Source organism: Halomonas profundus, from assembly GCF_020865425.1.
Classification (GTDB): domain Bacteria; phylum Pseudomonadota; class Gammaproteobacteria; order Pseudomonadales; family Halomonadaceae; genus Vreelandella; species Vreelandella titanicae.
The window spans coordinates 2,842,106-2,866,814 of record NZ_CP086344.1; the positions used below are offsets into that span (position 1 = coordinate 2,842,106).

The 24,709-nt window shown below is 54.5% G+C and carries 18 protein-coding genes; 4 read left to right on the top strand and 14 right to left on the bottom strand.

From position 1 onward, the window contains the following. Positions 1-141: 141 nt before the first annotated feature. Positions 142-1,596 (bottom strand): glyceraldehyde-3-phosphate dehydrogenase, encoded by a 1,455-nt coding sequence (locus LMS44_RS12915; RefSeq protein ID WP_190373118.1) that lies wholly within the window; start codon positions 1,594-1,596, stop codon positions 142-144. 231 nt (positions 1,597-1,827) lie between these two features. Here LMS44_RS12915 and mfd point away from each other — a divergent pair, with 231 nt between their 5' ends. Both mfd and LMS44_RS12925 read left to right on the top strand, forming a co-directional pair. Beyond that, positions 1,828-5,277 (top strand): transcription-repair coupling factor, encoded by a 3,450-nt coding sequence (gene mfd / locus LMS44_RS12920; protein WP_422154570.1) that lies wholly within the window; start codon positions 1,828-1,830, stop codon positions 5,275-5,277. Positions 5,278-5,388: 111 nt separating this feature from the next. Further along, positions 5,389-6,558, top strand: coding sequence for a L,D-transpeptidase family protein (locus tag LMS44_RS12925; RefSeq protein WP_022523171.1), 1,170 nt, complete (start codon positions 5,389-5,391; stop codon positions 6,556-6,558). Between the two features lie 177 nt (positions 6,559-6,735). Here LMS44_RS12925 and LMS44_RS12930 read toward each other — a convergent pair whose 3' ends face one another. From LMS44_RS12930 to LMS44_RS12955, 6 genes are all read right to left on the bottom strand, one after another. Further along, entirely contained in the window at positions 6,736-6,999 is a 264-nt protein-coding gene (locus tag LMS44_RS12930; RefSeq protein ID WP_022523170.1) for an Lpp/OprI family alanine-zipper lipoprotein, read from the bottom strand. A gap of 230 nt (positions 7,000-7,229) precedes the next feature. Continuing rightward, entirely contained in the window at positions 7,230-7,859 is a 630-nt protein-coding gene (locus LMS44_RS12935) for a L,D-transpeptidase family protein (protein WP_022523169.1), read from the bottom strand. 154 nt (positions 7,860-8,013) lie between these two features. Then, positions 8,014-8,478 (bottom strand): ferritin family protein, encoded by a 465-nt coding sequence (locus tag LMS44_RS12940; protein ID WP_022523168.1) that lies wholly within the window; start codon positions 8,476-8,478, stop codon positions 8,014-8,016. 46 nt (positions 8,479-8,524) lie between these two features. Continuing rightward, positions 8,525-8,986, bottom strand: coding sequence for a DUF6586 family protein (locus LMS44_RS12945; protein ID WP_022523167.1), 462 nt, complete (start codon positions 8,984-8,986; stop codon positions 8,525-8,527). Then, entirely contained in the window at positions 8,983-11,610 is a 2,628-nt protein-coding gene (gene topA / locus LMS44_RS12950; protein WP_022523166.1) for a type I DNA topoisomerase, read from the bottom strand. Before topA ends, LMS44_RS12945 begins: the two co-directional genes overlap by 4 nt. Positions 11,611-11,924: 314 nt before the next feature. Beyond that, the gene (locus LMS44_RS12955) at positions 11,925-14,468 is read right to left on the bottom strand and encodes a DUF3141 domain-containing protein (RefSeq protein WP_022523165.1); all 2,544 of its coding nucleotides are present in this window, start codon (positions 14,466-14,468) and stop codon (positions 11,925-11,927) included. 235 nt (positions 14,469-14,703) lie between these two features. Here LMS44_RS12955 and LMS44_RS12960 point away from each other — a divergent pair, with 235 nt between their 5' ends. Both LMS44_RS12960 and lipA read left to right on the top strand, forming a co-directional pair. After that, positions 14,704-15,690, top strand: a complete 987-nt coding sequence (locus LMS44_RS12960) for a LysR family transcriptional regulator (protein WP_027957536.1) — start codon at positions 14,704-14,706, stop codon at positions 15,688-15,690. Positions 15,691-15,868: 178 nt separating this feature from the next. Beyond that, positions 15,869-16,933 carry a lipoyl synthase gene (gene lipA, locus LMS44_RS12965; RefSeq protein WP_022523163.1) on the top strand — a complete coding sequence of 355 codons (1,065 nt, stop codon included), beginning with the start codon at positions 15,869-15,871 and terminating at the stop codon, positions 16,931-16,933. Between the two features lie 112 nt (positions 16,934-17,045). On the opposite strand, the gene lipB is transcribed toward lipA, so the two are convergent. The 7 genes from lipB to mrdA form a co-directional block, all read right to left on the bottom strand. After that, positions 17,046-17,708 carry a lipoyl(octanoyl) transferase LipB gene (lipB, locus tag LMS44_RS12970; RefSeq protein ID WP_022523162.1) on the bottom strand — a complete coding sequence of 221 codons (663 nt, stop codon included), beginning with the start codon at positions 17,706-17,708 and terminating at the stop codon, positions 17,046-17,048. Positions 17,709-17,710: 2 nt separating this feature from the next. Continuing rightward, complete coding sequence (locus tag LMS44_RS12975) at positions 17,711-18,019, bottom strand: HP0495 family protein (protein ID WP_022523161.1); 309 nt, start codon at positions 18,017-18,019, stop codon at positions 17,711-17,713. A gap of 95 nt (positions 18,020-18,114) precedes the next feature. Then, positions 18,115-19,329: a D-alanyl-D-alanine carboxypeptidase family protein gene (locus tag LMS44_RS12980; protein ID WP_022523160.1), complete on the bottom strand. Its 1,215-nt coding sequence runs from the start codon at positions 19,327-19,329 to the stop codon at positions 18,115-18,117. Positions 19,330-19,425: 96 nt separating this feature from the next. Beyond that, positions 19,426-20,442 (bottom strand): septal ring lytic transglycosylase RlpA family protein, encoded by a 1,017-nt coding sequence (locus tag LMS44_RS12985; protein WP_022523159.1) that lies wholly within the window; start codon positions 20,440-20,442, stop codon positions 19,426-19,428. Then, positions 20,439-21,500: a lytic murein transglycosylase B gene (gene mltB, locus LMS44_RS12990; protein WP_009286996.1), complete on the bottom strand. Its 1,062-nt coding sequence runs from the start codon at positions 21,498-21,500 to the stop codon at positions 20,439-20,441. Before mltB ends, LMS44_RS12985 begins: the two co-directional genes overlap by 4 nt. 78 nt (positions 21,501-21,578) lie before the next feature. Continuing rightward, complete coding sequence (gene rodA, locus LMS44_RS12995; RefSeq protein WP_041158541.1) at positions 21,579-22,739, bottom strand: rod shape-determining protein RodA; 1,161 nt, start codon at positions 22,737-22,739, stop codon at positions 21,579-21,581. A 3-nt stretch (positions 22,740-22,742) separates the two neighbouring features. Then, the gene (mrdA, locus tag LMS44_RS13000; protein ID WP_022523157.1) at positions 22,743-24,650 is read right to left on the bottom strand and encodes a penicillin-binding protein 2; all 1,908 of its coding nucleotides are present in this window, start codon (positions 24,648-24,650) and stop codon (positions 22,743-22,745) included. Between the last annotated feature and the right edge of the window lie 59 nt (positions 24,651-24,709).

Below are 24,709 nucleotides of genomic sequence, written 5' to 3' on the forward strand. Positions count from 1 at the left end.
TGACCACATCCCTGATGACCACCAAAAGTGCTATATACATTGGCAAAAGATGAGATTGAGACCAAAAAAACGCCACCCGAAGGTGGCGTCAACGCATTCTCTTAGCTCTAACACCCGGCATGCGGGCTTTGCTAAGTTTAACTAGCGAGGAAGTTTTAAAAACCGTACGTTAGACATTTGCTGCAAAATACGTACAACCTGGCAGCTATAACCGAACTCATTGTCATACCACACATAAATGACCGCATGATGGCCGTTGGCGATGGTAGCTTTAGCATCCACGATACCGGCATGACGATTGCCCACAAAGTCTGACGACACCACTTCTGCTGAATCGACAAAGTCAATTTGCTTCTGGTAGGCAGACTCGATCGACATACGGCGCAAGTAGTCATTTAGCGCTACAGCATCTGTCGCTTTATCCAGGGTCAGATTGAGAATGGCCATAGAGACATTAGGGATTGGCACACGAATGGCGTTGCCGGTCAGCTTTCCCTCTAGCTCAGGTAGCGCTTTCGATACGGCCTTGGCTGCTCCTGTCTCGGTCAATACCATATTCAGCGCCGCACTACGGCCACGACGGTCACCTTTATGGTAGTTGTCGATCAAGTTCTGGTCGTTGGTATAGGCATGCACGGTTTCCACATGCCCATTCACCACACCGTACTCGTCGTTGAGTACCTTCAATACCGGAACGATCGCATTGGTAGTGCAAGAGGCAGCAGAGACGATGAGATCGCTGTCGCCAATGGATTCATGGTTAATACCGTAAACGATGTTTTTAATATCGCCTTTACCCGGTGCCGTTAGTAGCGCTTTGGCAGCGCCTTTACACTTCAGGTGCTGGCCCAAGCCCTCTTCATCGCGCCAGATACCGGTATTATCAACAATCACCGCGTTATCGATATCATACTCAGTATAGTCAATCTCACTGGGCGAATCGGCGTAAATAACCTGAATAACATTGCCGTTGACCGTCAGCGTGCGGGCCTCTGCATCGACCATGATGGTGCCGTCAAAAGGCCCATGTACTGAGTCACGACGCAGCAGGCTGGCGCGCTTCTCAAGGTCTTTAGCCACATCGCCACGGCCACGCACCACAATAGCGCGCAAACGCAGCAGATTACCGCCCCCGGCCTTCTCTATCATCACTCGTGCCAGTAAACGACCAATGCGGCCAAAACCGTAGAGCACCACGTCTTGCGGCTCCCCGGTGCTAGCCCCCGGCTGGTAGCCATCAATAATCTCTTGCAGCTCTTTACGCAGGAAGGCTTCGACATCGCCACCGCCCCGGTTCTTGAACATCACCGCCAGCTTACCTACATCCACATGGGCGGGGCCAAGGTTCAAAGCGACCATCCCCTTCACGATAGAGTAGGTATCCTCAACGGAGAGCTCAGTCCCTTCTATTTTACGCACGAAGCGGTGGTCTTTAAGAATGCGGATGACCGACCGTTTAATAAGTGAACGCCCGAACATGGTGGCAACGACGTTATTCTGACGATAGAGCTGCCCTACTAACGGGATCATCTGCTCCGCCAAGGCTTCGTTGCCTTGCCATTCTTGAAAAACGTTTTCGAGCGCTTGCTGACTCACGTGCGGCCTCATCAGGTAGTGGGAACGGAGAGTGTATTATCCGGGGCAAGCGCAGCGGTCGCAATGACTGGATAGTCGCACAACATGTAGGGGTATTACAGAAATGCCAATCTCACTACAAAACCTCTTTCAGTACAGATTAACCCGCTACCTTAAGCCGCGGCACTCTAACTGAAACGGGTGATCGTGTATGATCTCCCTTCCGTTTCAGCGCAAAACGATATCTTGCTTATGCCGACATTCTCTCTGCTCGAACCGCCCCAGCCCCAAGGGACTCGCGATACGCTCTACTGGACATCGCCGCCGGGTAGCGCGACTGCGCTGGCACTCTCCCGCGTTGCTGCAAAAGCTCCGCTATTGGTGATCACTCCCAATACGGCCAGCGCGCAGCGTCTTGAACAAGATCTCTATTTTTATAGCGACGTACCGGTACTGCCCTTCCCCGACTGGGAAACGCTGCCCTACGACAGCTTTTCACCCCATCAGGATATTGTCTCGGCGAGACTGCGTACCCTGCGCCAACTGCAAGATGGCGTGCGCGGCATTGTGCTGGTGCCGATCAACACGCTGATGCAGCGCTTGCCCCCGGTTGAGTACATTGCCGGGCGGGTCATGACACTCAAAACTGGCGAGCGCTTGAATCGCGAAGCGTTTCGGGAATCGCTCTCCCGAGCGGGCTATCGCGCTGTCGAAACAGTCTATGAGCCCGGCGAATACGCCATGCGCGGTGCGCTGATTGACCTGTTTGCGATGGGTATGGATGAGCCGATCCGTATTGACCTGTTCGACGACGAGATCGATTCGCTGCGCCACTTCGACCCTGGCAGCCAGCGCTCGACTGATAAGCTTGAATCGCTAGAATTGCTACCCGCCCACGAGTACTCGCTAAGCCGCAGCGCGATTGCCTGTTTTCGTGAGCAGTTTGAAACCCTGTTCGACGTTGATCCGCGGCAATGCCCTCTTTATAACGATGCGTTGAAAGGCATTCCTTCACCGGGGCTTGAGCACTATTTACCACTGTTTTTTGAACACACCGCATCACTGTTTGACCACCTGACCGACGATACACGAGTCGCACTGCTGCCGGGAGTTTTTGCTGCCGCCGAGCAGCACTGGCAGTCGATCGACGCTCGCTACGTAAACTTGGGCGTTGACCCAACCCGCCCGCTGCTGCCACCGCACCGAGCGTTTTTCCCGGTCAACGATGTATTCTCGGCAATCAAAGCCTGCCCGCGAATAGAGTTAACCGAGGATAGCGAGCAGCGCCATGCGCAACAGCCTGAAGCCGCACCGCTTCCCACACTCTCTATTAGTGCCCGCGCCAAGCAGCCATTGGCGGAGCTGTCAGCATTTTTGCACTCCCATGCCCAAACCCGGGTACTGTTTGTGGCGGAGTCGCGGGGTCGCCGGGAAGCCCTGGAAGAGATCCTGTCGCCACTTCAGCTCTCGCTTCCGCATACCGATAGCTTCCACGACTTTCTCGCTAGCGATCATACCTATGCAATTACGGAAGGTTTGGTCGACAGCGGCTTATGGCTAAATAATCCAAGCATTGCGGTAATTAGTGAAACCGAGCTGTTTGGTGACGTGGTACGTCAGAGCCGTCGGCGCGAAAAAGCCACGGATGACAATGAGCTTGCAGTACGCCACTTGTCGGAGCTGCGCGAAGGCGCGCCAGTGGTTCACCAAGCCCACGGCGTGGGCCGCTATTTAGGGCTGGAAACCTTAGAGGCCGGCGGCCAGGCAAATGAGTTCCTGGCGCTCTCCTACGCCGATGGTGCCAAGCTTTATGTGCCTGTCGACAGCCTGCATATGATCTCCCGTTACAGCGGGGCCGGTGACGAACTGGCCCCGCTGCATAAGCTCGGTTCGGACCAGTGGGAAAAAGCCCGCCGCAAAGCCGCCGAAAAAATTCGCGATACCGCTGCAGAGCTGCTGGATGTCTACGCCCGCCGGGAAGCCCAGCAAGGGGTGGTCTATGAGGCGCCAGGCGAGGAGTATCTGCGTTTTGCGGGTAACTTCCCATTTGAAGAGACCGCTGACCAGCACGCGGCGATTGAAGCGGTCATCAGCGATATGACCTCCCCGCAGCCCATGGATCGCGTGGTGTGCGGCGATGTCGGCTTCGGCAAAACCGAAGTGGCCATGCGCGCGGCATTTTTGGCCGTACAGTCTGGCCGCCAAGTGGTGGTATTGGTGCCCACTACGCTGCTGGCGCGCCAGCACTTCGAGAACTTCCGCGACCGCTTTGCTGACACCGCCGTCAATATTGGCCTGATCTCACGCTTTACCAGCGGCAAAGAGGTCACCCAGACACTAGAGAGCATTAAAAGCGGCCAAACGGATATCGTCATCGGCACCCATAAACTGCTCGCCAAAAGTGTTGAGCTGCCCAAAATGGGCCTGCTGATCATCGATGAGGAGCACCGCTTCGGGGTCGCGCAAAAAGAGAAGCTCAAAACGCTGCGTGCCGAAGTCGATATTTTGACGCTAACCGCGACCCCTATTCCGCGCACGCTCAATATGGCCATGAGCGGCATCCGTGATCTGTCGATTATCGCTACGCCGCCCGCCCGCCGTCTGTCGGTTAAAACCTTTGTTCAGCAGCACGACACCAGTATCATCAAGGAAGCCCTGCTACGTGAAATACTGCGTGGTGGGCAGGTCTATGTACTGCATAACGAAGTCAAAACCATTGAAAACAGTGCCGAACAGATTCGTGAACTAATCCCCGAAGCGCGGGTAGCGGTTGCCCACGGCCAGCTTCCCGAGCGCAGCCTGGAACGCATTATGTCGGACTTCTACCACCGACGCTTTAACGTGCTGGTGTGTTCGACCATCATTGAAACCGGCATTGATGTACCCAGCGCCAACACCATTATTATCGAACGTGCTGATAAATTTGGCTTGGCCCAGCTGCACCAGCTGCGGGGCCGGGTCGGCCGTAGTCACCATCAGGCGTACGCCTACCTATTAACACCACCGCCCAAAGCGATGACCCGTGATGCTATCAAGCGTCTGGAAGCAATTAGCGCTTCGGATGATCTAGGCGCTGGCTTTACCCTGGCCAGCCACGATATGGAAATCCGTGGCGCGGGTGAACTGCTGGGGGATGAACAGAGCGGCCAGATGGAAACCATCGGCTACACCCTCTATATGGAGATGCTGGATCGAGCGGTGAAGGCCATTCGCGCGGGTAAAACGCCCAATATCGATGCGCCCTTCAATACCGGCGTGGAAATCAACCTCAACCTGCCTGCGCTGATTCCAAGTGATTATATTCACGATGTTCAGCAGCGCCTGGTGATGTACAAGCGGATTGCCAACACCCAGAGCGATAGCGAACTTAAAGAGTTACAGGTTGAGCTGATCGACCGCTTTGGCTTGCTGCCCAACCCGTTGAAAAACCTGATTCGCCAGACCAAGCTGCGCCACCGTGCCGAGCAACTGGGAATCAGCAAAATCGAGGCTGGCGAGAGCCGCGGTAGAGTATTGTTTGATAGCAGCACCCAGGTGGATCCCTTAACCCTGGTGACCCTCATTCAGACGTCACCAAAGCACTATCGTTTAGATGGCTCTGACACCTTACGGTTTGAATTACCAATGGAAAGTGTCGACAAGCGCTTCCAGCAACTTGAAAACCTACTTAGCACCCTTAACCAAAAAGTAGCGGCGGCGTGAAGCTTGGGGCAAACTTGCCAGTAGCCATGGCCCAGTTGATCAACAGCCGTTTATTGATCCCAGTGGCCCAGCAACGCGCATCAGCAGTGAATTAACACATTAGGAACGATCATGAACATTCGCAATACCTTTACCCTTTGGGGCCCTACCAGCTTGGCCGTGCTACTCGCCGCTAGCCTGGTGAGCCCCGCTTTTGCGCAACCAGCTAACGAGCAAGCCGACAGCCCAACACAGGCGCAAGAGCAGCAGACTCAAGAAAGCTCAGAAGAATCGCCAAAGGCGCAAGCACAGGAAATCAGCATAGACGCCGTCGATAGCGCCGCTCAGGTTGCTGATCAGGATGAGCTACCCCGTGGTCACTTCCGCCTACCCGAAGAAGGCGATGTCATTGGCGAGCGCTACACCGTCGTTGTCGAAGACCCCAAGCAGACGCTGATCGATATCGCCCGACGCCACAACATTGGCTATGAAGAGATTCGCATGGCCAACCCGGGTGTCAGCCTCTGGGTACCTGGCGTAGGTACCGAAGTGGTGATCCCCGCCCAATACATTCTTCCGCCTGCGCCGCGGGAAGGCGTTGTCATTAACCTTTCTGAGCTACGTCTCTACTACTACCCTGCCGACAAACCCGGCATCGTCGAAACCTACCCGGTTAGCGTGGGGCGTGAAGAGTTCGCTACCCCCGTAGGCATCACCCGCACCACGGTTAAGGTTAAAGACCCCGCCTGGGCTCCACCGGCATCTATGCGTCGCGAAGCAGCCGAACGCGGCGAACCAGCGCCTTCCGTGGTACCGCCCGGCCCTAACAACCCCTTGGGCGAGCACGCAATTCTGCTGGCCATGCCGAGCTATCTCATTCACGGTACCAACCGCCCTGATGGCGTCGGTATGCGCGTTAGCCGTGGCTGTATCCGCATGTACCCGGAAGATATCAAATCGCTCTACGAGCGTTTGCCTAGCGGTACTCAGGTCAACCTGATGGATGCACCGTTCAAAGCGGGCTTTGCAGCCGATGGCACGCTGTTTGTGCAATCTTTCCCACAGCTGGAAGAGAACGCGGAAGGCTTTGAGCCACTGCTTAATGCCCTTGAACGCGTCACTGAGCTAACTGGCAGTGACGTTGAAATAGACGCGGATCAGATTCAGCGCGCCGTAGAAGCTCCTGACGGCCAATTTATCGCGCTATATGGCCCTCAGGCTCCCGAGCCAGAACCAGAGCCTGTTGAGCTGATTGACGAGCTTAAGCTCAGCGCCGCCACTGACGACGATAAAGACGCTTAACCGAACACCTAGCAACAAAAAACCCCGCCAAGGCGGGGTTTTTGCGTAGCTAGTATCAAAACCTACTGGTCTGACGCTTTAACGTACAGCGCCTTACTACGGCATATTAACTAACTACAGCTTTCTTCCAGCAGCTGCTGAGAGAGTCAGACGACTCCCTCAGCAGCCCAAGCAGAATTACTTCTGCATGGAACGCTGGAACATACGGTTCATTTCTTCACGGTTCTGCTCAGACATCTGCAGAGCAGCCTGCGCGTCGCGCTGGGCTTGGTTTGCAGTGTTCATAGCTTGTGAAGCCATGCTGCGTGCTTCTGCAGCGTCAGCCTGTGCAGATTCTGCAGTCATGCGAACTTCTTCCAGCGCGCTGGTAGAAGCACAACCAGCAAGAATTGCCAGAGAAGCGGCAGCAGCAGTCATCTTCAGAGTAGTTTTCAGAGTCATAATGTTCTCCTTGAGTCGTCCTTGGGTACTACGTTAAGGGTATGACAAAGGTAAGGCTAGTCACTTAAATTAGAATAAGTTCTTAGCTTAAATTTGTCTACCTGCGGTGCAGGTTCTTTTCAGTGACTTGTGCTGCAAAGCACGCAAGTCAAACGCTGTTTTATAATAGACCACAGCGGTTGTCTATAGCCACTTGTTTAAAACCTCGAACTTCCATCAACGGCGTTAGCTTAACGGATCACTACCCGAGTGCCAACACCCACTAGCGCTGCCAGGCGATCGATTTGATCGTTGGTAACGGCAACACACCCCTGGGTCCAGTGATAGCGCCCATGAATATCGGGGTCTGCGCTACCCAGGCCATGAATTCCAATCGCCCCACCCAGTGCGGTATTTTGCGGGGGGTGACCATAACGTCGATAGTAGTCGAAGTAGTCATCATAATCAGCTTGGGTATAAATCCCTTTTTCCAGCGCCATTCTAGCGTGCGCTGGGGTTGGGTAATCAATGCCTATGAAGGTACGCCACTGGCTTTCGTAATTAAAACGGTTGACATGAAACTCCCCCATGGGAGTCACATTATCGCCGCGAACCCGTTGGGTTTTAGCCCCAGCACGGCCAAGTGATATGGGCGCAAACCGCTCCAGCAGCGCGTTACCCCGAAACACGCTAAGGGTGGCCTCTTTATCGTCCACCAGCACCCACAGTTCGTTGCTATGACGCGGCACATGAGCGCGACTCAGTATCGTTTCTACGAGATCAGTGGCGGTATCCTGACTGGGCGCAGTAACAGCAGCACTGGCCACGGCTGGCAAGCTCAACACCATGGCTAAAAATCGACGGCGATTAACTAAAAACATGACAGCTCTCGAAACAAGTTAGCCCGCGATTGACCGACTCTGCGCGTCTGGTGGCTGTTATACCCTATTCCCACATTCGCCGTTAGCAATTTCGTCATGTACACGACTGACGCCCCGAAGAGCAGTAACCGATAATCCACTAGTAGAGACCCCATCAAACGCCCTGAAACTCTTCCATACTCGCCATTATATTGCGTATCTCGGAATTATGTCCTTGAGCCAGGGCATTGAAAAACTCCTCTTCAGGCTCAATTTTCGCTCGTGCCGCGCGATGCTCGTAGAGCGCTTGAAGGCGCTGATGCGACGATGTGGCAGTTCTCATCGCATCCTCTATCGAGCCGGTGATGGTTTGTTCCGACAAGCGATCCAACTCAGGCGGCTGGGGGAAATCGCTGGAATCATCGAACCATAACTCCAGCACTTCTGAATGGTCAGAGCCATCGTGGAAGAGATCTTCAAGCCCCGTTTTCATTTTTAGCTCACGGCTGGCCAAGTAATTAAACGCCATCTCTAAGCGCTGATTCTCAGCATCCTCAGCGGCTTCGCTATACTGTCGCGCCATCCGGGCATGAAAACCCGCCGCCCATTCGATTAAATCTTTCACCTGGTTATAGCGCATCATGATCTCCTTTCTTAACGACTTGAGCGATGCATAACAATAAACACTACCACTCCAGGCTAGTTTCGCGCAGCGCGCCTATTTCACGCTTGGCCGCCTGAAGATTATCCAGTAACTGCTGGCGCAAACCGGCCTGATTACCCACGGCAATCATAGCGGGGTTGTGAGTTTCGCGCCGCGCAGCACCTTCGTCACTATGTAGGCGCTCAAGTTGCCCCTCCAACCAGTTCAGCCAGCTTTCCGGCTGGGCTTTCAAGTCGCGCAGACGTTGCAGCTCGGCCAAGGCAGGGCCATCCTGGGCCAGCAATACAGTCCAGCGATGCTCCGACAGCCGAGCGTGTTCAGTAACTTCGCGCAGTAACGACTCAAGCGCCAGCTCAAAAAGCGCCAGCGCACTCTCTTCCAACGCCATCTGCCGCGCAGAAGCATGCTCATCACTTCCCGCGGGCAAGGTGACTAATAGCTCCGCCTGATAGAGCAGCTGGTTGGTTCGTGACCGTGCATTCACTTGCGTTTGTCCTCCACGTGCCATTTACCGGCATCAAACATGGCTTTCCAGCCTGTGGCCTTGCCCTCCTCGTCGGTCATCACGTACTGCTCTTTGCTCTTCCGCGAGTAGCGGATTTGCGCCGGGCGACCATCCGGATCTTCACTCGGCGCTTTAAGAATGAAGTGATACTTTTCGGGCAGCTCATCGGCGTGCGCTTTCAGCTCTTTCACCAGCGGCGGCCGTGTTTCACGATTTTTAGGGAACTTGCTGGCAGCCAAAAACAGCCCGCTTGCGCCATCACGCAGCACGTAATGGTCGTCAACTTTTTGGCAAGCCAGTTCCGGCATCGGGATCGGGTCCATTTTTGGCGGCGCCACTTCGCCGCTTTTCAATAGCTTACGGGTGTTTTTACATTCGCTATTGGTACAGCCAAAATACTTGCCAAAGCGGCCTGACTTCAACTGCATCTCAGAGCCGCACTTATCGCACTCGATGATCGGGCCGTCGTAGCCTTTGATCTTGAATTTGCCGCTTTCAACTTCGTAGCCGTCACAATCGGGGCTGTTACCACAGATGTGCAGCTTACGCGTTTCATCGATTAGGTAGTTGTCCATCGCCGTGCCACACTTGGGGCAGCGACGCTTGGCACGCAGCGCATTGGTTTCGGCCTCTTCTCCCGCGTCTTCGGCCACCGCCTCTTCACCAGGAATCAGGTCAATGGTGGTTTTACAACGCTCTTTGGGCGGCAAATTGTAGCCACTACAACCCAGGAAAACCCCGGTGGAAGCGGTACGAATTTGCATATGACGACCACAGCTTGGGCAGTCGATATCCGTTGGCACCGGCTGATTGGGGCGCATGCCATCTTCGCTCTCAGCCTTGGCCAGCTCTTCACGGAATTCTTCGTAGAAGGCATCCAGCAGCGCCTGCCAGTTGCGTTCGCCTTCGGCGACCTCATCCAGACTATCTTCCATGCGGGCAGTGAACGAGAAGTCCATCAAATCAGGGAAGGACTCTTTCAACCGCTCGGTGACGATATCGCCCAGCTTTTCGGCATAGAAACGACGGTTTTCCAGCTTCACATAGCCGCGATCCTGGATCGTTGAGATGATTGAAGCGTAGGTTGACGGTCGGCCAATGCCCTGCTTTTCAAGCTCTTTGACCAGGCTTGCTTCGGTGTAGCGTGGTGCTGGCTTGGTAAAGTGCTGCTGAGGATCGAGCGCTTCCAGTGCCATAGGCGTACCTTTTGGCAAGTCCGGTAAGCTCTGATCTTCATTTTTACCACTAGGCTTCATCACCCGGGTATAACCATCAAACTTCAGTACACGTCCTTTGGCACGTAGCTCGTAGCCATCGACTTCAACACTCAGCGTGCTTGAAAGGTACTCTGCAGGGGTCATTTGGCAGGCCACAAATTGACGCCAGATCAGCTCGTAGAGACGCTCGGCATCCCGCTCCATTCCGGCCAGATCGGAAGCCTTACGCTCGACACTGGAAGGGCGAATCGCCTCATGGGCCTCTTGAGCACTCTCTTTGCTGCTATAACGATTAGGTGCTTCGGGCAGGTAGCGTTCGCCGAACTCTTCACCGATATAGCTACGCACACCCTCAACCGCATCTTTCGATAAGTTGGTGGAGTCGGTACGCATATAGGTGATGTAACCCGCCTCATAGAGGCGCTGAGCCATGGTCATGGTTTTCTTCACAGAAAAACCTAACCGGCCACTCGCCGCTTGCTGCAGCGTAGAGGTAATAAAGGGTGCCGTGGGCTTTGAACTGGTGGGTTTGTCTTCCCGTGAGGTAATCGCCAGCTTGGCTTTTCTAAGCTGCTCAATACGCGCAAGGGTGTCTTTTTCGGAGGTAGGCTTAAAGGCCTTGCCATCCTGACGAACCAGGGCAAAACGCACCAGTTCACCCTCAGGAGAGGCCAAATCCGCGTGCACATCCCAAAACTCTTCAGGAATAAAGGCACGGATTTCGCGCTCGCGCTCAACAATTAGACGTACCGCGACTGACTGTACGCGGCCAGCCGACAGCCCGCGCGCTACTTTCGCCCACAGTAGAGGCGAAAGCATAAAGCCCACAACGCGATCCAGGAAACGCCTTGCCTGCTGCGCCTCTACCCGGGGGATATTGAGCGCGCCAGGCGCCTTGAAAGCGTCTTGAATCGCGTTTTTGGTGATTTCGTTGAACACCACGCGTTTGTAACGGCTGTCATCGCCACCGATGGTCTCGCGCAGGTGCCAAGCAATGGCTTCCCCTTCGCGATCCAAATCCGTTGCGAGGTAGACAGCGTCAGCCTTCTCAGCCAGCTTCTTTAGCTCGGCAACGACTTTCTCTTTTCCAGGCAGCACCTCATAGCGGGCTTCCCAGCCGTTGTTGGGGTCAATCCCCATCCGCCGAATCAGCTGATCTTGGCTTTTACGTTTTTTATATTCTTCTTTCTCTTCCGCCGACATCTTGCGTGTCGCTGCGGCCTGGCGCGCGCGCTCCTTGGGGTCGGAGGCTGCCTTACCTGAGCCGCTGGTCGGCAGGTCACGAATGTGGCCCACGCTCGACTTCACGATGAAATCGTTGCCGAGATATTTGTTAATCGTCTTCGCTTTCGCTGGCGACTCGACGATGACCAGTGACTTGCCCATAGTGCTCCACTTTCCTAATGCACGGACTGTCTAGCGCGTGCTCTGAATTCGGTGCCGTATCGACGGGCTGAAACTGCCCGTTAAAAAAGATACGGATGAAAAAATGCGCCTACCCTACCCCAGCCCTTAGCTAAGCGCCAGTGGCAACCAAGCCGTAGGGAGAATCCATAGACTTTAGACAACCAGGGTTATATTTCAGACAAATAGTAGCTAGACACTAGACTGCCACCGACATTACAGCAACCCAAAAGGTAATCAGGCAAACAAAGCGCCCCCACCAAATAGGCGGGGGCGCAATGAGCTAATGTACTGATTTAGCGTTTAGGCGGCGTCTTTTTACGTCTGGTAGTGCTGGTGGGTTTAGCCGCCGGCTCACTGGCCGACTCGCTAGTCGCAGCAGATTTAGACGATGACTCCTTAACCACAGACTCCTCATTCACCACGGGCTGCTCCTTGGCCACTGGCGCAGACGAAGTCGTTTGCGTTTCGGCCAGCTTAGCAGTAGCAGCTTTGGGCTTAGCGGCAGGCTTAGTTGTCGCAGCCGCTTTGCTGGCCGTCGGCTTGCTCGCAGCCGGCTTATTCGCTACCGATTTGCGGGGTCTTGCCTTATCAAACAACACTTTAATTTGAGCAAAGCGCTCAGCAGCATGCTCTGAAAGATCGCCGCTGGCGGCAAACACATGCTCAAGGTGGCTAATATAGCCATCGACATCATCGTTGCTGCTACCTGCTAGCAAAGTAGGCAGCGAATTCAACGCCTGCTCACGATCCAGCTTCAAGATAAAGAACTGCTCGCGCACCAAGTTTTTAAAATCACTCAGTTCGATACCAGGCTCAAGCTCCGCACGGGAGGCGCGTAGCCGCTTAAAGTTACGCTCATCTGTAGCTGGGGCGCCACCGAGCACATAGATAAGCGAGCGCATAACCGCTTCATGGGCACTGCCCTTAGCAATTTTCTCTCGCAGTTCTTCCTGACGCTGTTCAATAAAGCGACGGTGCTCGGGCTCTGCCCCTGGACGGCGACGGTGTACATGGGCATCGCCATACAGACCGACAGCAGCCTGCAATAGCGGCTGGCCGTAGATATCCATAAACATTTTTTCGGTGCTGCTATCCCGCAAATCGCGCATCGCATTGAGGCTGGCGACCAGTTGATCAGACCCCATGGTTTCAAGCGTTTTGAACAGATTATCTTTTGATACTGGGTGACGATTTTTGCGCACTGCTTCCGCCATTACCGGTAGCGGCACCGAAAGTGGATTACGATCAGAAAGCAGTTTGTAGCCCAAACGAATAGGGTGCATACGACGGATCAAGCGGGCAGCCTCCGGTGTCATGATGGCTTTTAGCCACGGCTGCAAAAAGAGCCGATACATCCCCAAATTGATTTCTGAGATCCGCGCCACGGTGGCAAAACGACGATCATCCTCTGGCTTGTGCATTACTGCCTGGTCTAACTCTTCAAAGTTACGCGGCATAAATTCGAGCAGATAATCCCGCTCGAACAGCTCAGCGTCTTCACCCTTCTCTGCCGGAGATATGGAGGTTTCGTACAGCCCAGGCGGCAGTACGTCGATGTAATCCATATTGGCGGTGAATTCGGTATGCTCTTTGCGCGATACGCTGCCCGAAACAAATATACCTAGATGGCCGGTCGTATCATGCTGGCAATAGACGATGGTTTGCTCATTGGCAATGATGTCATCGGTGTTTGCATATAAATCACGAATCCACCCCAATGCTTGAGGCGGCGGAGTAATGTCATCCCCACGCGAACAGAACACAACCACCGGCGAACGCACATTACGCAGGTCGATTCGGCGGCCATCATGGGTGACCAGCTGCGCGGTAGAGAGCCGATTACCGACAAATAGATTATCGACGATATACTGAATCTCTTCACCGCCTAATACGACGTGACCACCCCACCAACGCTCAAAATCGAGGTATCGGCCCGCTTCGGTATCGATATTGTCGTAAAGGTGATACTGCTTTTTCCAGTAGGTATTAGCCGGGTTGAGGCGCTCGAAGTTCTGCACCAGCCACGCCCCGTCAAACAGGCCGTCGCCAATATCACTGGTGAGTGCCGTAATCCAGCTGCCTCCCGCCATCCCGCCGGTATAGCGCATGGGGGCTTTGCCGTGTTCACCAGCCCAGTAGGAGAGTGGCGCGCCAGCAATCAGGATAGGGCCAAAAACGTCAGGCTCCAAGGCAGCCGCCATCATGATCTGCCAGCCCGCCTGGCAATTGCCCACCACCATCGGTTTTTCAGTCGTTTCGGGATGCAGCTCAATCACATGGCGCAAAAAAGCGATCTCCGACTCGACCACATCCTCAACGGTTTGGCCTGGCTCAGGAAACGGTAAAAAACCAATAAAGTAGCAGGGGTGCCCCGCTTTAAGCGCCACGCCCAACTCACTGTCCGGCTTAAACCCTCCAATCCCTGGCCCATGCCCCGCACGTGGGTCAACCACTACAAACGGGCGCTTTTGCAGATCAATTTCTGTCCCTTCGTGGGGCAACACACGCAACAGTTCGTAGTTGGTTGGCCGCGGCAGCGTCCGACCATCCATCAGCACTTCGGTATCGAACCCCAACACATTGGGCTTGGTTTGCTCCATATGCTCGAGGTACTGATTACCGCGTTCGCGCATAACGTCCAGATAGAGAACGCTGCGCTCCATGCTATCGCGCCAGTAACCAAAGGCTGCACGCCCAAACCCGAAAGGATCGAATAATGAAGCGATCGCCTCACTTCCAGGTATGGCTGTGGAATCATTTTGTTGCTTCAACCATGCGCTAGTGAAAGCGTTAGCAGGAAACATAGTCTTGGCGAGTGGGTTAGCAAGAAAGTTCATAGGGTCTCCCGTTGGGTTGATGCACAGGCATCAGACCCGAAAGCAATGATGCTGCAATGCAATATAGTCTAGGCCACTATGCGCACGGCGTCGATCTTTAACCCTGGCAATTACGCCTTATGTGACTAATGAAGTCCTGTTTAGGCAGTCTAAAAGATTCAGTGTTAGCATGCTTTGCCCTGGCGATGAAGCCTGATTTTGATATTAGTTAAAGGGTGCTCACTACGAGGTTTTTATGTCATCCCCCAATCTGCTCAATCGCCTAACATTTCGGCAACTCCAGGTCTTCCAGGCGGTGCATCGGCAGCGCTCCTACTCTCGTGCAGCTGAGCAACTGGGACTGACCCAGCCAGCAGTCAGCGCGCAAATACGGCAGCTTGAGTTGGCACTGGGTCAGCCTCTGTTTAATTATGCGGGTAAAACGCTTCACACGCTTCCCGCCGCCGATACCCTCGCCCACTCAGCGCGCGAAATTTTTGGCCAACTGTCACGGCTGGAAATGAACCTATCGGATATTAACGGCAAAATAAGCGGCGAACTCAACATCGCAGCGGTTTCCTCAGCCCAATATGTGGTGCCTTATTTACTTGCCCGCTTCCGTGCTCACTATCCCGAAGTACATGTCCGCTTAAAGGTATGCAATCGCTGCCAGGCACTCGATCGATTGGCTGAGCAGCAGGACGACTTGGTTATCATGGCCATGGTGCCTGAAGACGATCGCTTGGTAGTGATGCCGATTATTGATAACGAACTGATCGCCGTCGTCTGGCCCGAGCATCCGCTACTTTCGATGCCGCAACCCTCCTTAGCAGACTTTGCGCGCCATTACGTGCTAATGCGCGAACCCGGTTCCGGCGTACGCAACGCTTTTGAGCAGATGGCGGCCAGTCAGCAGGTCGCCCTTCCCCACTGTATTGAGTTAGGTACCAATGAAGCGATTAAAGGGGGCGTCATGGCTCACTTAGGTGTTGCCGTGCTGCCGCGTTTGGCGGTGCAGCTGGAGCTTGAGCAGGGGTTACTGTTTGAGCTGGGGTTGCCCGACTTTCCCATCCACCGCTCTTGGTGCACGGTCTATACGCGGGAGCGCTTACCCACTCCGGTCGCCGAGCTATTTTTGAGTTTCATCCGTGAACACTTACCCGACTATCGCCGTCACTTTCAGGCGCCCGCCAGCCCCTTACCCAGCCATGGGGTAGCCTGTTTGCCGATACTTCCCTCCTGAAGGCGAGTGATGGCTTACGGTGTCTTGTTGGCAGCGAGATATGTTACATTAGCCATCATTAGCACGATAAAATATTGAGCAAACTTCGTATTAACCAGGTATCAATAGGCAGGCTTGGAACAGGGTTAAACCTTTTTTACGCCTTCGGCCTACCGCACAGAAGAGAGGCTCTGTCACTATGAGCAATAACCCCTCGCAGCGCGTGTCCAGCGGTGAAAAATACCGTAATGAACATGGCATGTCGGTGATCAAGGATGGCATGAAGCAGCGCAAAGCGCAGCCAGAGGCCCCTTCTGTTGAGCTTGAGCGCAAACCCAAGTGGCTGCGAGCACAGATTCCAGGTGGCGAGCGTTTTGAAGCGGTCAAGAAAAACGTCGCGACCCATCGATTAAGCACTGTTTGCGCTGAATCCCACTGCCCCAATATGGGCGAGTGCTGGAGCAACGGCACGGCCACTATCATGCTGATGGGCTCGGTATGTACCCGCGCCTGTCGGTTCTGCGCAGTAGACACCGGCAACCCCCAGGGCTGGCTTGACCACGAAGAGCCTGAAAACACGGCCAAATCTGTAGAGCTCATGGGGCTGCGTTATATCGTACTGACTTCAGTTGACCGTGACGACCTCGACGATGGCGGCGCAACCCACTACGCCAACTGCATTCGCGCGATCAAAGCGCGCACACCCGAGGTGGTAGTCGAAGCCTTGACGCCCGACTTTGATGGTGACCTTGCCGCTATCGAACGCGTCGTCGATTCAGGCCTACAGGTATTTGCCCAAAATGTGGAGACCGTGGAACGCCTGACAGGCCGAGTGCGTGACCGGCGGGCAGGTTACCGCAAAACCCTCGATGTCCTTGCTCATGCCAAGCGCTACCGCCCAGATATCATCACCAAAACCAGCCTGATGCTGGGCTTGGGTGAAACCGACGAAGAGATTTTGCAAACGTTTGATGATTTACGTGAGATCGGCGTCGATATTGTCACGCTTGGCCAGTACCTTCGCCCGACCAAAAATCACCTGTCGGTTGAGCGCTGGGTAACGCCTGAAGAGTTTGATCGCTACCGCGTGATTGGCCTGGAAAAAGGCTTTATGGAAGTGCCCTCTGGCCCGCTGGTACGTTCAAGCTACCGCGCTGATCGCGTGTTTGAGAAAAACAATCTGGGGCTCGCCTCACCTGCCGCGATTCCCGGTCAGGAGCAAGAAGCAAACCCCAATATTATTCCAGCGCTCAACGTAGGATAGGCTTAAATTAAGCGTTCTACGGGGCTTGCTAATATGTATGGAGCGGGTTTTAAGACCCGCTTTATAAGCCTCGTTTTTTTGAACCGTTTTTTTAATAAAGGTGACCCAATTTTTACAGTGGCGTGTTCTCGACACTGACCAATTCGCGGTTTAGCCGTTTAGCTAGCGCCTCGGCCAGCTGCTCACCCACCCGATGATCCCCTGGCAACGAGACGAGGTCAGCCAACTTCGCCATGGGCATACCTGCATAGCCGCAGGGGTTAATGCGCAAAAAAGGCGTCAGGTCACCGTTTACATTCAGCGCCACGCCGTGAAAGCTCGCCCCCCGCCGAATACGCAGACCCAGTGAGGCAATCTTCGCCTCACCCGCTTCTGTCATCACATAAACCCCTGGAGCATCGGGCCAAGCTCGGGCGCTCACGCCATAGTGGCTCAAGACGTCAATCACGGCATTCTCCAATGCAGTGACTAAATCGCGCACGCCAATTTTTCCCCGCCGTACATCCAGCAGCGGGTACAGCACCACCTGCCCTGGCCCGTGATAAGTGACTTGCCCCCCCCGATCAACGTGCACCACCGGAATATCGCCGGGCAGCAGCAGGTGTTCGGGCTTGCCAGCCTGGCCTTGGGTAAACACCGGGTCATGCTCGACCAACCAGAACTGATCAGGGGTTTGCGCATCCCGTGTATCGGTTAGCGTGCGCATAGCTTCCCACACTGGCAGGTAGGCTTGGTGACCCAAATCGTGCAACTCAATCGGCACGGTGTTTTCCACGGTTACACCACCATATGCACACGGCCAGTAGCCTTGAGGTCGTCGAACAACTCTTTAATATGCTGCTCTCCGGTCGCTCTAATCACCACACGTACCGATTGAAAACGGCCATTGCGGCTATCGACCACCTGCATTGCCGTTGCATCGAAGTCAGGGTCATGGCGCACAATCACCTGGCACACACAGGCAGGAAAATCTTCGGCCGCATCGCCGACAACTTTTAACGAGTAATCACATGGGAAAGTGATTTTAGGCGGCTCCTGAGCCGCCGGTTGGCGCAAATCACGAAGTCCCGGAGCACCTTTTTTCATAACAAACCTATTTCGTAAAGACTGATTTTCACAAAGACTGGGTTCATCACAGATATACGCTAGAACCCATCAACCTACCGGCTGTAAGTCTATAATCAATCCGTAAAATTACTAATCAGATTACTAAAGAAGCGCTGCACCTGATCGAACAAGCGCTTAAAGAGACCACCCTCTTCGATGTTTTCCAGCGCCACTAAGCGGCGCTCACCGACCACTTCATCACCTAAATGCACTTCCAGCGTACCAACCTCGTCGCCAATGGCAATCGGTGCCTGTAGGTCTGGATTGAGGTTTAGGCGCGCACGCAGCTCTTCGTTGCGGTTGCGTGGCAGGGTCATAAAGACTTCTTCATCGACACCAACACGCAGCTCATTGATATCGCCGCCCCAAACCCGCGGCGTTGCCAATACGGCACCGCGCTCATAGAGCTTCATGGTTTCGAAAAAGCGGAAACCGTAGCTGAGCAGCTTTTGGGTTTCTTGAGCGCGTGCTTCATCAGAGTTGGTGCCCATCACTACGGAAATCAAGCGCATATCGTCACGCTTAGCTGAAGACACCAGACAGAACCCCGCCTCCGTTGTCCAGCCGGTTTTCAGGCCATCCACCGAAGGGTCACGCCACAGCAAACGGTTGCGGTTGGGCTGATCAATACCGCCATAGGAAAACGTACGATGGGAGTAGATTTCGTAGTGATCAGGGTAATCATTAATAATGTGCTGGGATAAACGCGCCAAGTCATGGGCCGTTGAGTAGTGATTGTCGGCGGGCAAGCCAGTGGCGTTCTGGAAGTTGGTGTTATTCATGCCCAACCGCGTGGCATGCTGATTCATCAGATCGGCAAAGGGCACCTCACCACCCGCCAAATGCTCTGCCATGGCGACACTGGCATCGTTGCCCGACACAATTATGATACCGTGGAGTAAATCATCCACCGAAACCTGATCACCCACCTCAATAAACATTTTCGAGCCGCCGGTGCGCCAGGCATTCTCGCTAATATTAACCATATCAGTGAGCTTAATGGTGCCACGATTGAGCTCACGCTCTACCAAATAGGCGGTCATCAGCTTGGTTAAACTTGCTGGTGGCAAACGTTCATCGGAATTATGCTCGGCCAAGATACGGCCACTGTTAGCATCCATCAGAATCCACGAACTTGCCGCTAACTGAGGGGCTGAAGGGATAATGGTTTGCGGCTGCGGAATTACCGGCTGAGGCGTTGGCTGGGCACTGGCAGGCACAGCAACCGTCGCCATGGCAGCGAAGAGGCACAGGCGTGCAGAGCGACCAATGGATGTAAACACGTTCATAACGTCAGTCTCACTTACTTGAAAGCTTACTTGAAAAGCTTATTTTAAAAAACGGCGGCGCGTAAGGCGCGCCACCGGAAATAAACAGGGGGTGAATTATCGCACAACAAAGACCTGGGGGAACCCTGCTTGGCGCAGTGTTTCTCGCGCTTGAGGTTCTTGGCTCGGAGCGATGGGCCCCACTTGAACACGATAAACGTCAGCGTCGTTCATAATACGCACCGCATGGGGCTGCTCACCTTGTAAACGCTGCTGCAACTGCTGAGCGCCTTCCGGATTACCCAGTGCCGCGATCTGCAGATACACTGCGTCGCCAGCTTCCCCTTCGTTTGGCGGCTGCGCTGTTTGTGTCTGTGGTGAAGGATCAGCCGCAGATGCAGCAGACGCCGCCGGCGGAACGGGCATAGAAGAAGCATTTGCAGCAACCCGCTGTGCCTCGGCTACGCGAGGCTGGGGGGAAGCGCCGCCACCGCCCTTGCCGTGCTCGGCTAGCCACTGCTCAGGGTTGATCGCTTCCACTTTCACGGAACCGGTACCATTGTCGAGGAAGCCTAGCCGGGCGGCTGCCGCGTAGGAGAGATCGATCTCACGGTCACTGTGGAAGGGGCCACGGTCGTTCACTCGCACAATGACCGATCGCCCATTATCCAGGTTTGTGACTCGCGCAAAGGTGGGTAGAGGCAGCGAACGGTGTGCCGCCGACATCTTATACATGTCGTAGATTTCACCGTTTGAGGTCGCGTAGCCATGGAATTTTTCGCCATACCAGGAGGCCGTACCACGTTTCTCATAACCCGTTGCATCAGGCAGCACTTGATAGGTTTTCCCCCACACTTCATAGCTAGAGCGGTTGCCCGCTCTGGAAGGCTGCTCGATGCGGGGCTCTGCATCAGGCACCTTGGTAACATCCGGCGGCTCGAGCGGATAGGCATCACCACTCATGGCATAGCGGCCACCACTAGTGTTGGCCGCCGTTGAAGCCGGAGCCGCCGTTTGATTCGCGGAACCGGAGGCATCTACCCGCTGAGTGTCATTGCTGGCACAGCCGCTGACCAGCGCCAGTAAGGCAATCGCGCCAACCGCCCGCTGGCTAATCCTCAATTTGCTCTTCATCCCTCATCCTCGTGCAGCTCAGCAATCGCTTCTGCCAACTCGGCTACGGCCATGGCATAGAGGTGACTATGGTTGTAGCGGGTAATCACGTAAAAATTATACTCGCCAAACCGGTAACGGGTCTCTCCATTGGCGAACTCAAGCGCCAACGGCACCACTGGCAAATTATCATCAAGTGGCTCGCTGGGCTCAATCCCATGAGTGGCCAACTGAGCAATGCTCACCGCAGGAGGTGAGGTTTGGTTAAATGAGAGTTCCTGGAGTAACTCTACGGGCATTACGTCTGGCCCAGTGGCCTGGTGGTAGATATCAGCTCCCGGCTTCCAGTTATGCTCGGCAAAGTAATTCGCGACGCTGCCAATCGCATCAACCGGGTTCTCCCAAAGATCACGTCGTCCATCGCCATCAAAATCCACGGCATAGGCTTGATAACTGGTGGGAATAAACTGCGGGTAACCCATCGCACCGGCATAGGAACCGCGCAACTCGGTAGGGTCGACCTGCTGTTCGTAGGCAATACGTAAAAAGGCCGCTAGCTCACCGCGAAAAAAAGCCCCCCTTGCCGGATGATGAAACGCCAGTGTGGCTAGCGAATCCAGCACGCGATGCTGGCCTTTATGGCGACCATAGTAAGTTTCAACGCCAATAATAGCGGTAATGATTTCAGCGGGCACACCATAGGTGCTTTCCGCGCGCGCCAAGGCGTCGGCATGAGCATCGATGAACTCCACGCCCTCTTCAATGCGCTGCTGGGTCAGAAAAATAGCACGATATTCGTACCACTTCAGACGCCGCTCAGCAGCTCCTTCCATGGCATCTAATACGCTTTGGGTATAGCTCGCCTGACCCAGCGCTTCTGCCAACCAGTCTTGCGGCAACCCTTGCTCGACCAGCTCTTCCACCAGCGCTTGGCTGTCAGCATTTTGCTGGGGAGCAAAGTGGTGAGGAGTCTCAAACTGAGCCTGCGGTGAAGGCTGATCAGCAAACGCCATGGGGGTCACCCAGCACATCAGCGCGGCCAACACATAGCTGCTCGTCTTCCCTTGAACCTTGTTCATTGGCTCTCCACTCCTGAGCTATTCAATCCTGAATTATCCATTACCGAGCAACATTAGCGTCTGAAGCAGACAGCATCGCTAGCGCGACAGTAACCGACGATGCGCATGTATCGACATGAGAATACCGAAACCCGCTAACAAGGTCACGCTAGAGGTGCCGCCATAACTAACCAATGGCAGCGGCACCCCCACCACGGGCAAAATGCCACTCACCATGCCCATATTGACGAACACGTAGATAAAAAAAGTTAAAATGATGCTGCCTGCCACCAAACGCCCAAAGGTATCCTGCGCGGAGCTAGCCATCCACAAACCTCGGCTGACAATCAATAGATATAGGAACAGCAGCACAAGCATACCCACCAAACCAAACTCCTCGCCCAGGACGGCAATGATGAAATCGGTGTGTCGCTCAGGTAAAAACTCTAGTTGGGACTGGGTACCCTGCAGCCACCCCTTGCCCCATAGCCCTCCACTACCTATGGCCGTGGTCGACTGAATAATATTCCAGCCTGCCCCCAACGGATCGCTTTCAGGGTTGAGAAACGTCAATACCCGCTGACGCTGGTAGTTATGCATATTCATCCAGAGCAGCGGCACTGCGGCAGCCCCCAGCGCGGTAATAAATCCAATCAAACGCCACGACAAGCCCGCCAGTAGCACGACAATCAGGGCCGCGCTAGATACCAGCAGCGAAGTACCCAAATCGGGTTGGATCGCGGTTAGTACCACAGGCACGCCAATAATGACCCCACACACGACAATATCGCGCAGGCGGGGCGGTAGTTCGCAGCGATTTAGATAGGCAGCAACCATTAACGGGGCAGCTAACTTCATCATTTCCGATGGCTGAAAACGTATCACACCAGGAATCACTAGCCAGCGCTTCGCCCCCATGCCCACATCACCCACTACATCAACGGCAATCAGCATGGCTACGCCAACACAATAGGCCAATGGAGCAAAGCGCAAAAAGGTTGAGGGCGAGAACTGGGCAATAATTACCATGCCTACCAGCGCGATAAGAAAACGCACGCCTTGGCCAATCACTGCATCAATAGATTGTCCGGAAGCGCTGTAAAGAACGATTAAACCGCTCCCCATCAGCAGCAATAGCAAACCTAGCAGCCAAGGGTCGAGATGGATTCGCTCCCAGATACTTTTCCGCCGGGCGATACCACTCTCAGGCGGGCGAACAGGATGGCCACGCATCGAACGGGCTATATAATGCCAAGGCATGGCTTAGTTTCCCTCCACATTGGCATCATCTTCTTCCAACACTTCACGCACTTCCTCTACGTCGGGGGCCTCATCCTCAAGTAACCAGGCATCGGTCATTGCACGGGCCAGATGCGCTGCGTGGGTACTGCCACCACCGGCATTCTCAACAATAACCGAGACGGCAATCTGGGGGTCATCCAACGGCGCAAAGGCCACAAACAGAGCGTGGTCGCGCAGTCGTTCGGCCAGCTCATCGGCGTTGTAGCGCTGATCCTGCCCCAGCGAAAATACTTGTGCGGTGCCTGATTTGCCGCCCATGCGGTACTCAAGGCCCACACCGGTTCGCCGGGCAGTGCCTTCCGTGCCACTAACCACCTTTTCCATGCCGCTGAATACACGATCCCACCAGCTATCATTGGCGAGCACAATATCATCTAACGTATCCGGCAGATCACGCGGCACAGGGGTATCACCAATCTGTCGGGCCAGCCTTGGTTTCACCCAATGGCCCCGATTGGCCAGCGTTGCCGTAGCACTGGCTAGCTGGAGAGGTGTTACCTGCCAATAGCCTTGTCCAATCCCCACCGAGAGGGTTTCCCCGGGATACCAGGGCTGGTTAAAGCGGCCACGCTTCCAATCTCGCGAAGGCATCAAAGCACCACTCTCTCCCTGAACGTCATGGGCTACACGCCGGCCAAAGCCAAAATTACTCATTTGATCATGTAAGTCATCAATGCCTAAATCGTGCGCAAGGGTATAAAAATAGGTGTTATTAGATACCGCTAAAGCTCGTTCTAAATCGACCCGCCCGTGCCCCCAACGCAGCCAGTTGCGATAGCGTCGGGAATCATTAGGCAATTGGTAGTAACCAGGGTCGTTTATGGTGCTGTCTGGAGTGATTACCCCTTCCACCAAACCCGCGAGCGCTAGAAAGGGCTTAATCGTAGAGCCGGGAGGATAGTGACCGCGAGTCGCGCGGTTAAACAGAGGGAGATCAAGGTCTTGCTGCAAAGCGCGATAAGACGCAACATCAATACCGGTGACAAACTGGTTACTGTCAAAACCCGGTGTCGATACCATGGCGAGGATCTCACCAGTGCCCGGCACGATAGCCACAATGGAGCCACGACGACCATCCAGCAATTCGTAAGCCAGTGTTTGCAGCGACTTATCCAGGGTTAGGGTTAGGTTCTTACCAGGCACCGGATCGGTTCGCCCAAGCTCCCGCAAGACTCGCCCGCGAGCGTTTGTCTCAACTTTGCGCAAGCCTGCCTGACCGTGCAGCTCCTCTTCGTAAAAACGCTCAACCCCCGTCTTACCGATAAAATGAGTCCCTGCGTAGCGACCCGCGTCCAGGGTTTCCATCTCTTCGGCGTTAATCCGCCCAACGTAGCCCAGTGTGTGTGCCATGATTTCGGCATCGGGATAGTAGCGCAGCGGCTGAGCCTCTATTTCGACTCCAGGCAGACGATGACGATTAACCGCCAAACGGGCAATTTGTGCTTCGCTTAAGTCACTGGTAAGGAGGGCTGGCTGGAAAGGACGCTGGCGTTGGCGTGAACGCACATTGAACGCCTCGATCTCCTCTTCAGGCAGTTCAAGCAGGTCGACCAATAGTGCTAGGGTTTCATCTAGGTTATCGACACGCTCGCGAACCAGCGTGAGGTTGTAGGTGGGACGGTTTTCAGCCAGCAGCACCCCGTTACGGTCATAGATCAAACCGCGGTTCGGCGGCAGCGGCTCGACGCGAACCCGGTTGTTTTCGGAGCGCGTGCTGTACATATCATGCTGGACGATCTGCAAATAAACCAAGCGACTCGTTAGCAAGCCTGCAAGCGTAAAAACTACTAACACCGCGAGTAGCGCTCTAACACGAAAAATACGCAGTTCTTGCTCGGAGTTTTTTAGCGTGTTGGGGCGCTTGAGCATGGTAACGATGACTCTCAAATCAAACAATCAAATCAAACAAAAGGCGCAGCAGTCCATAA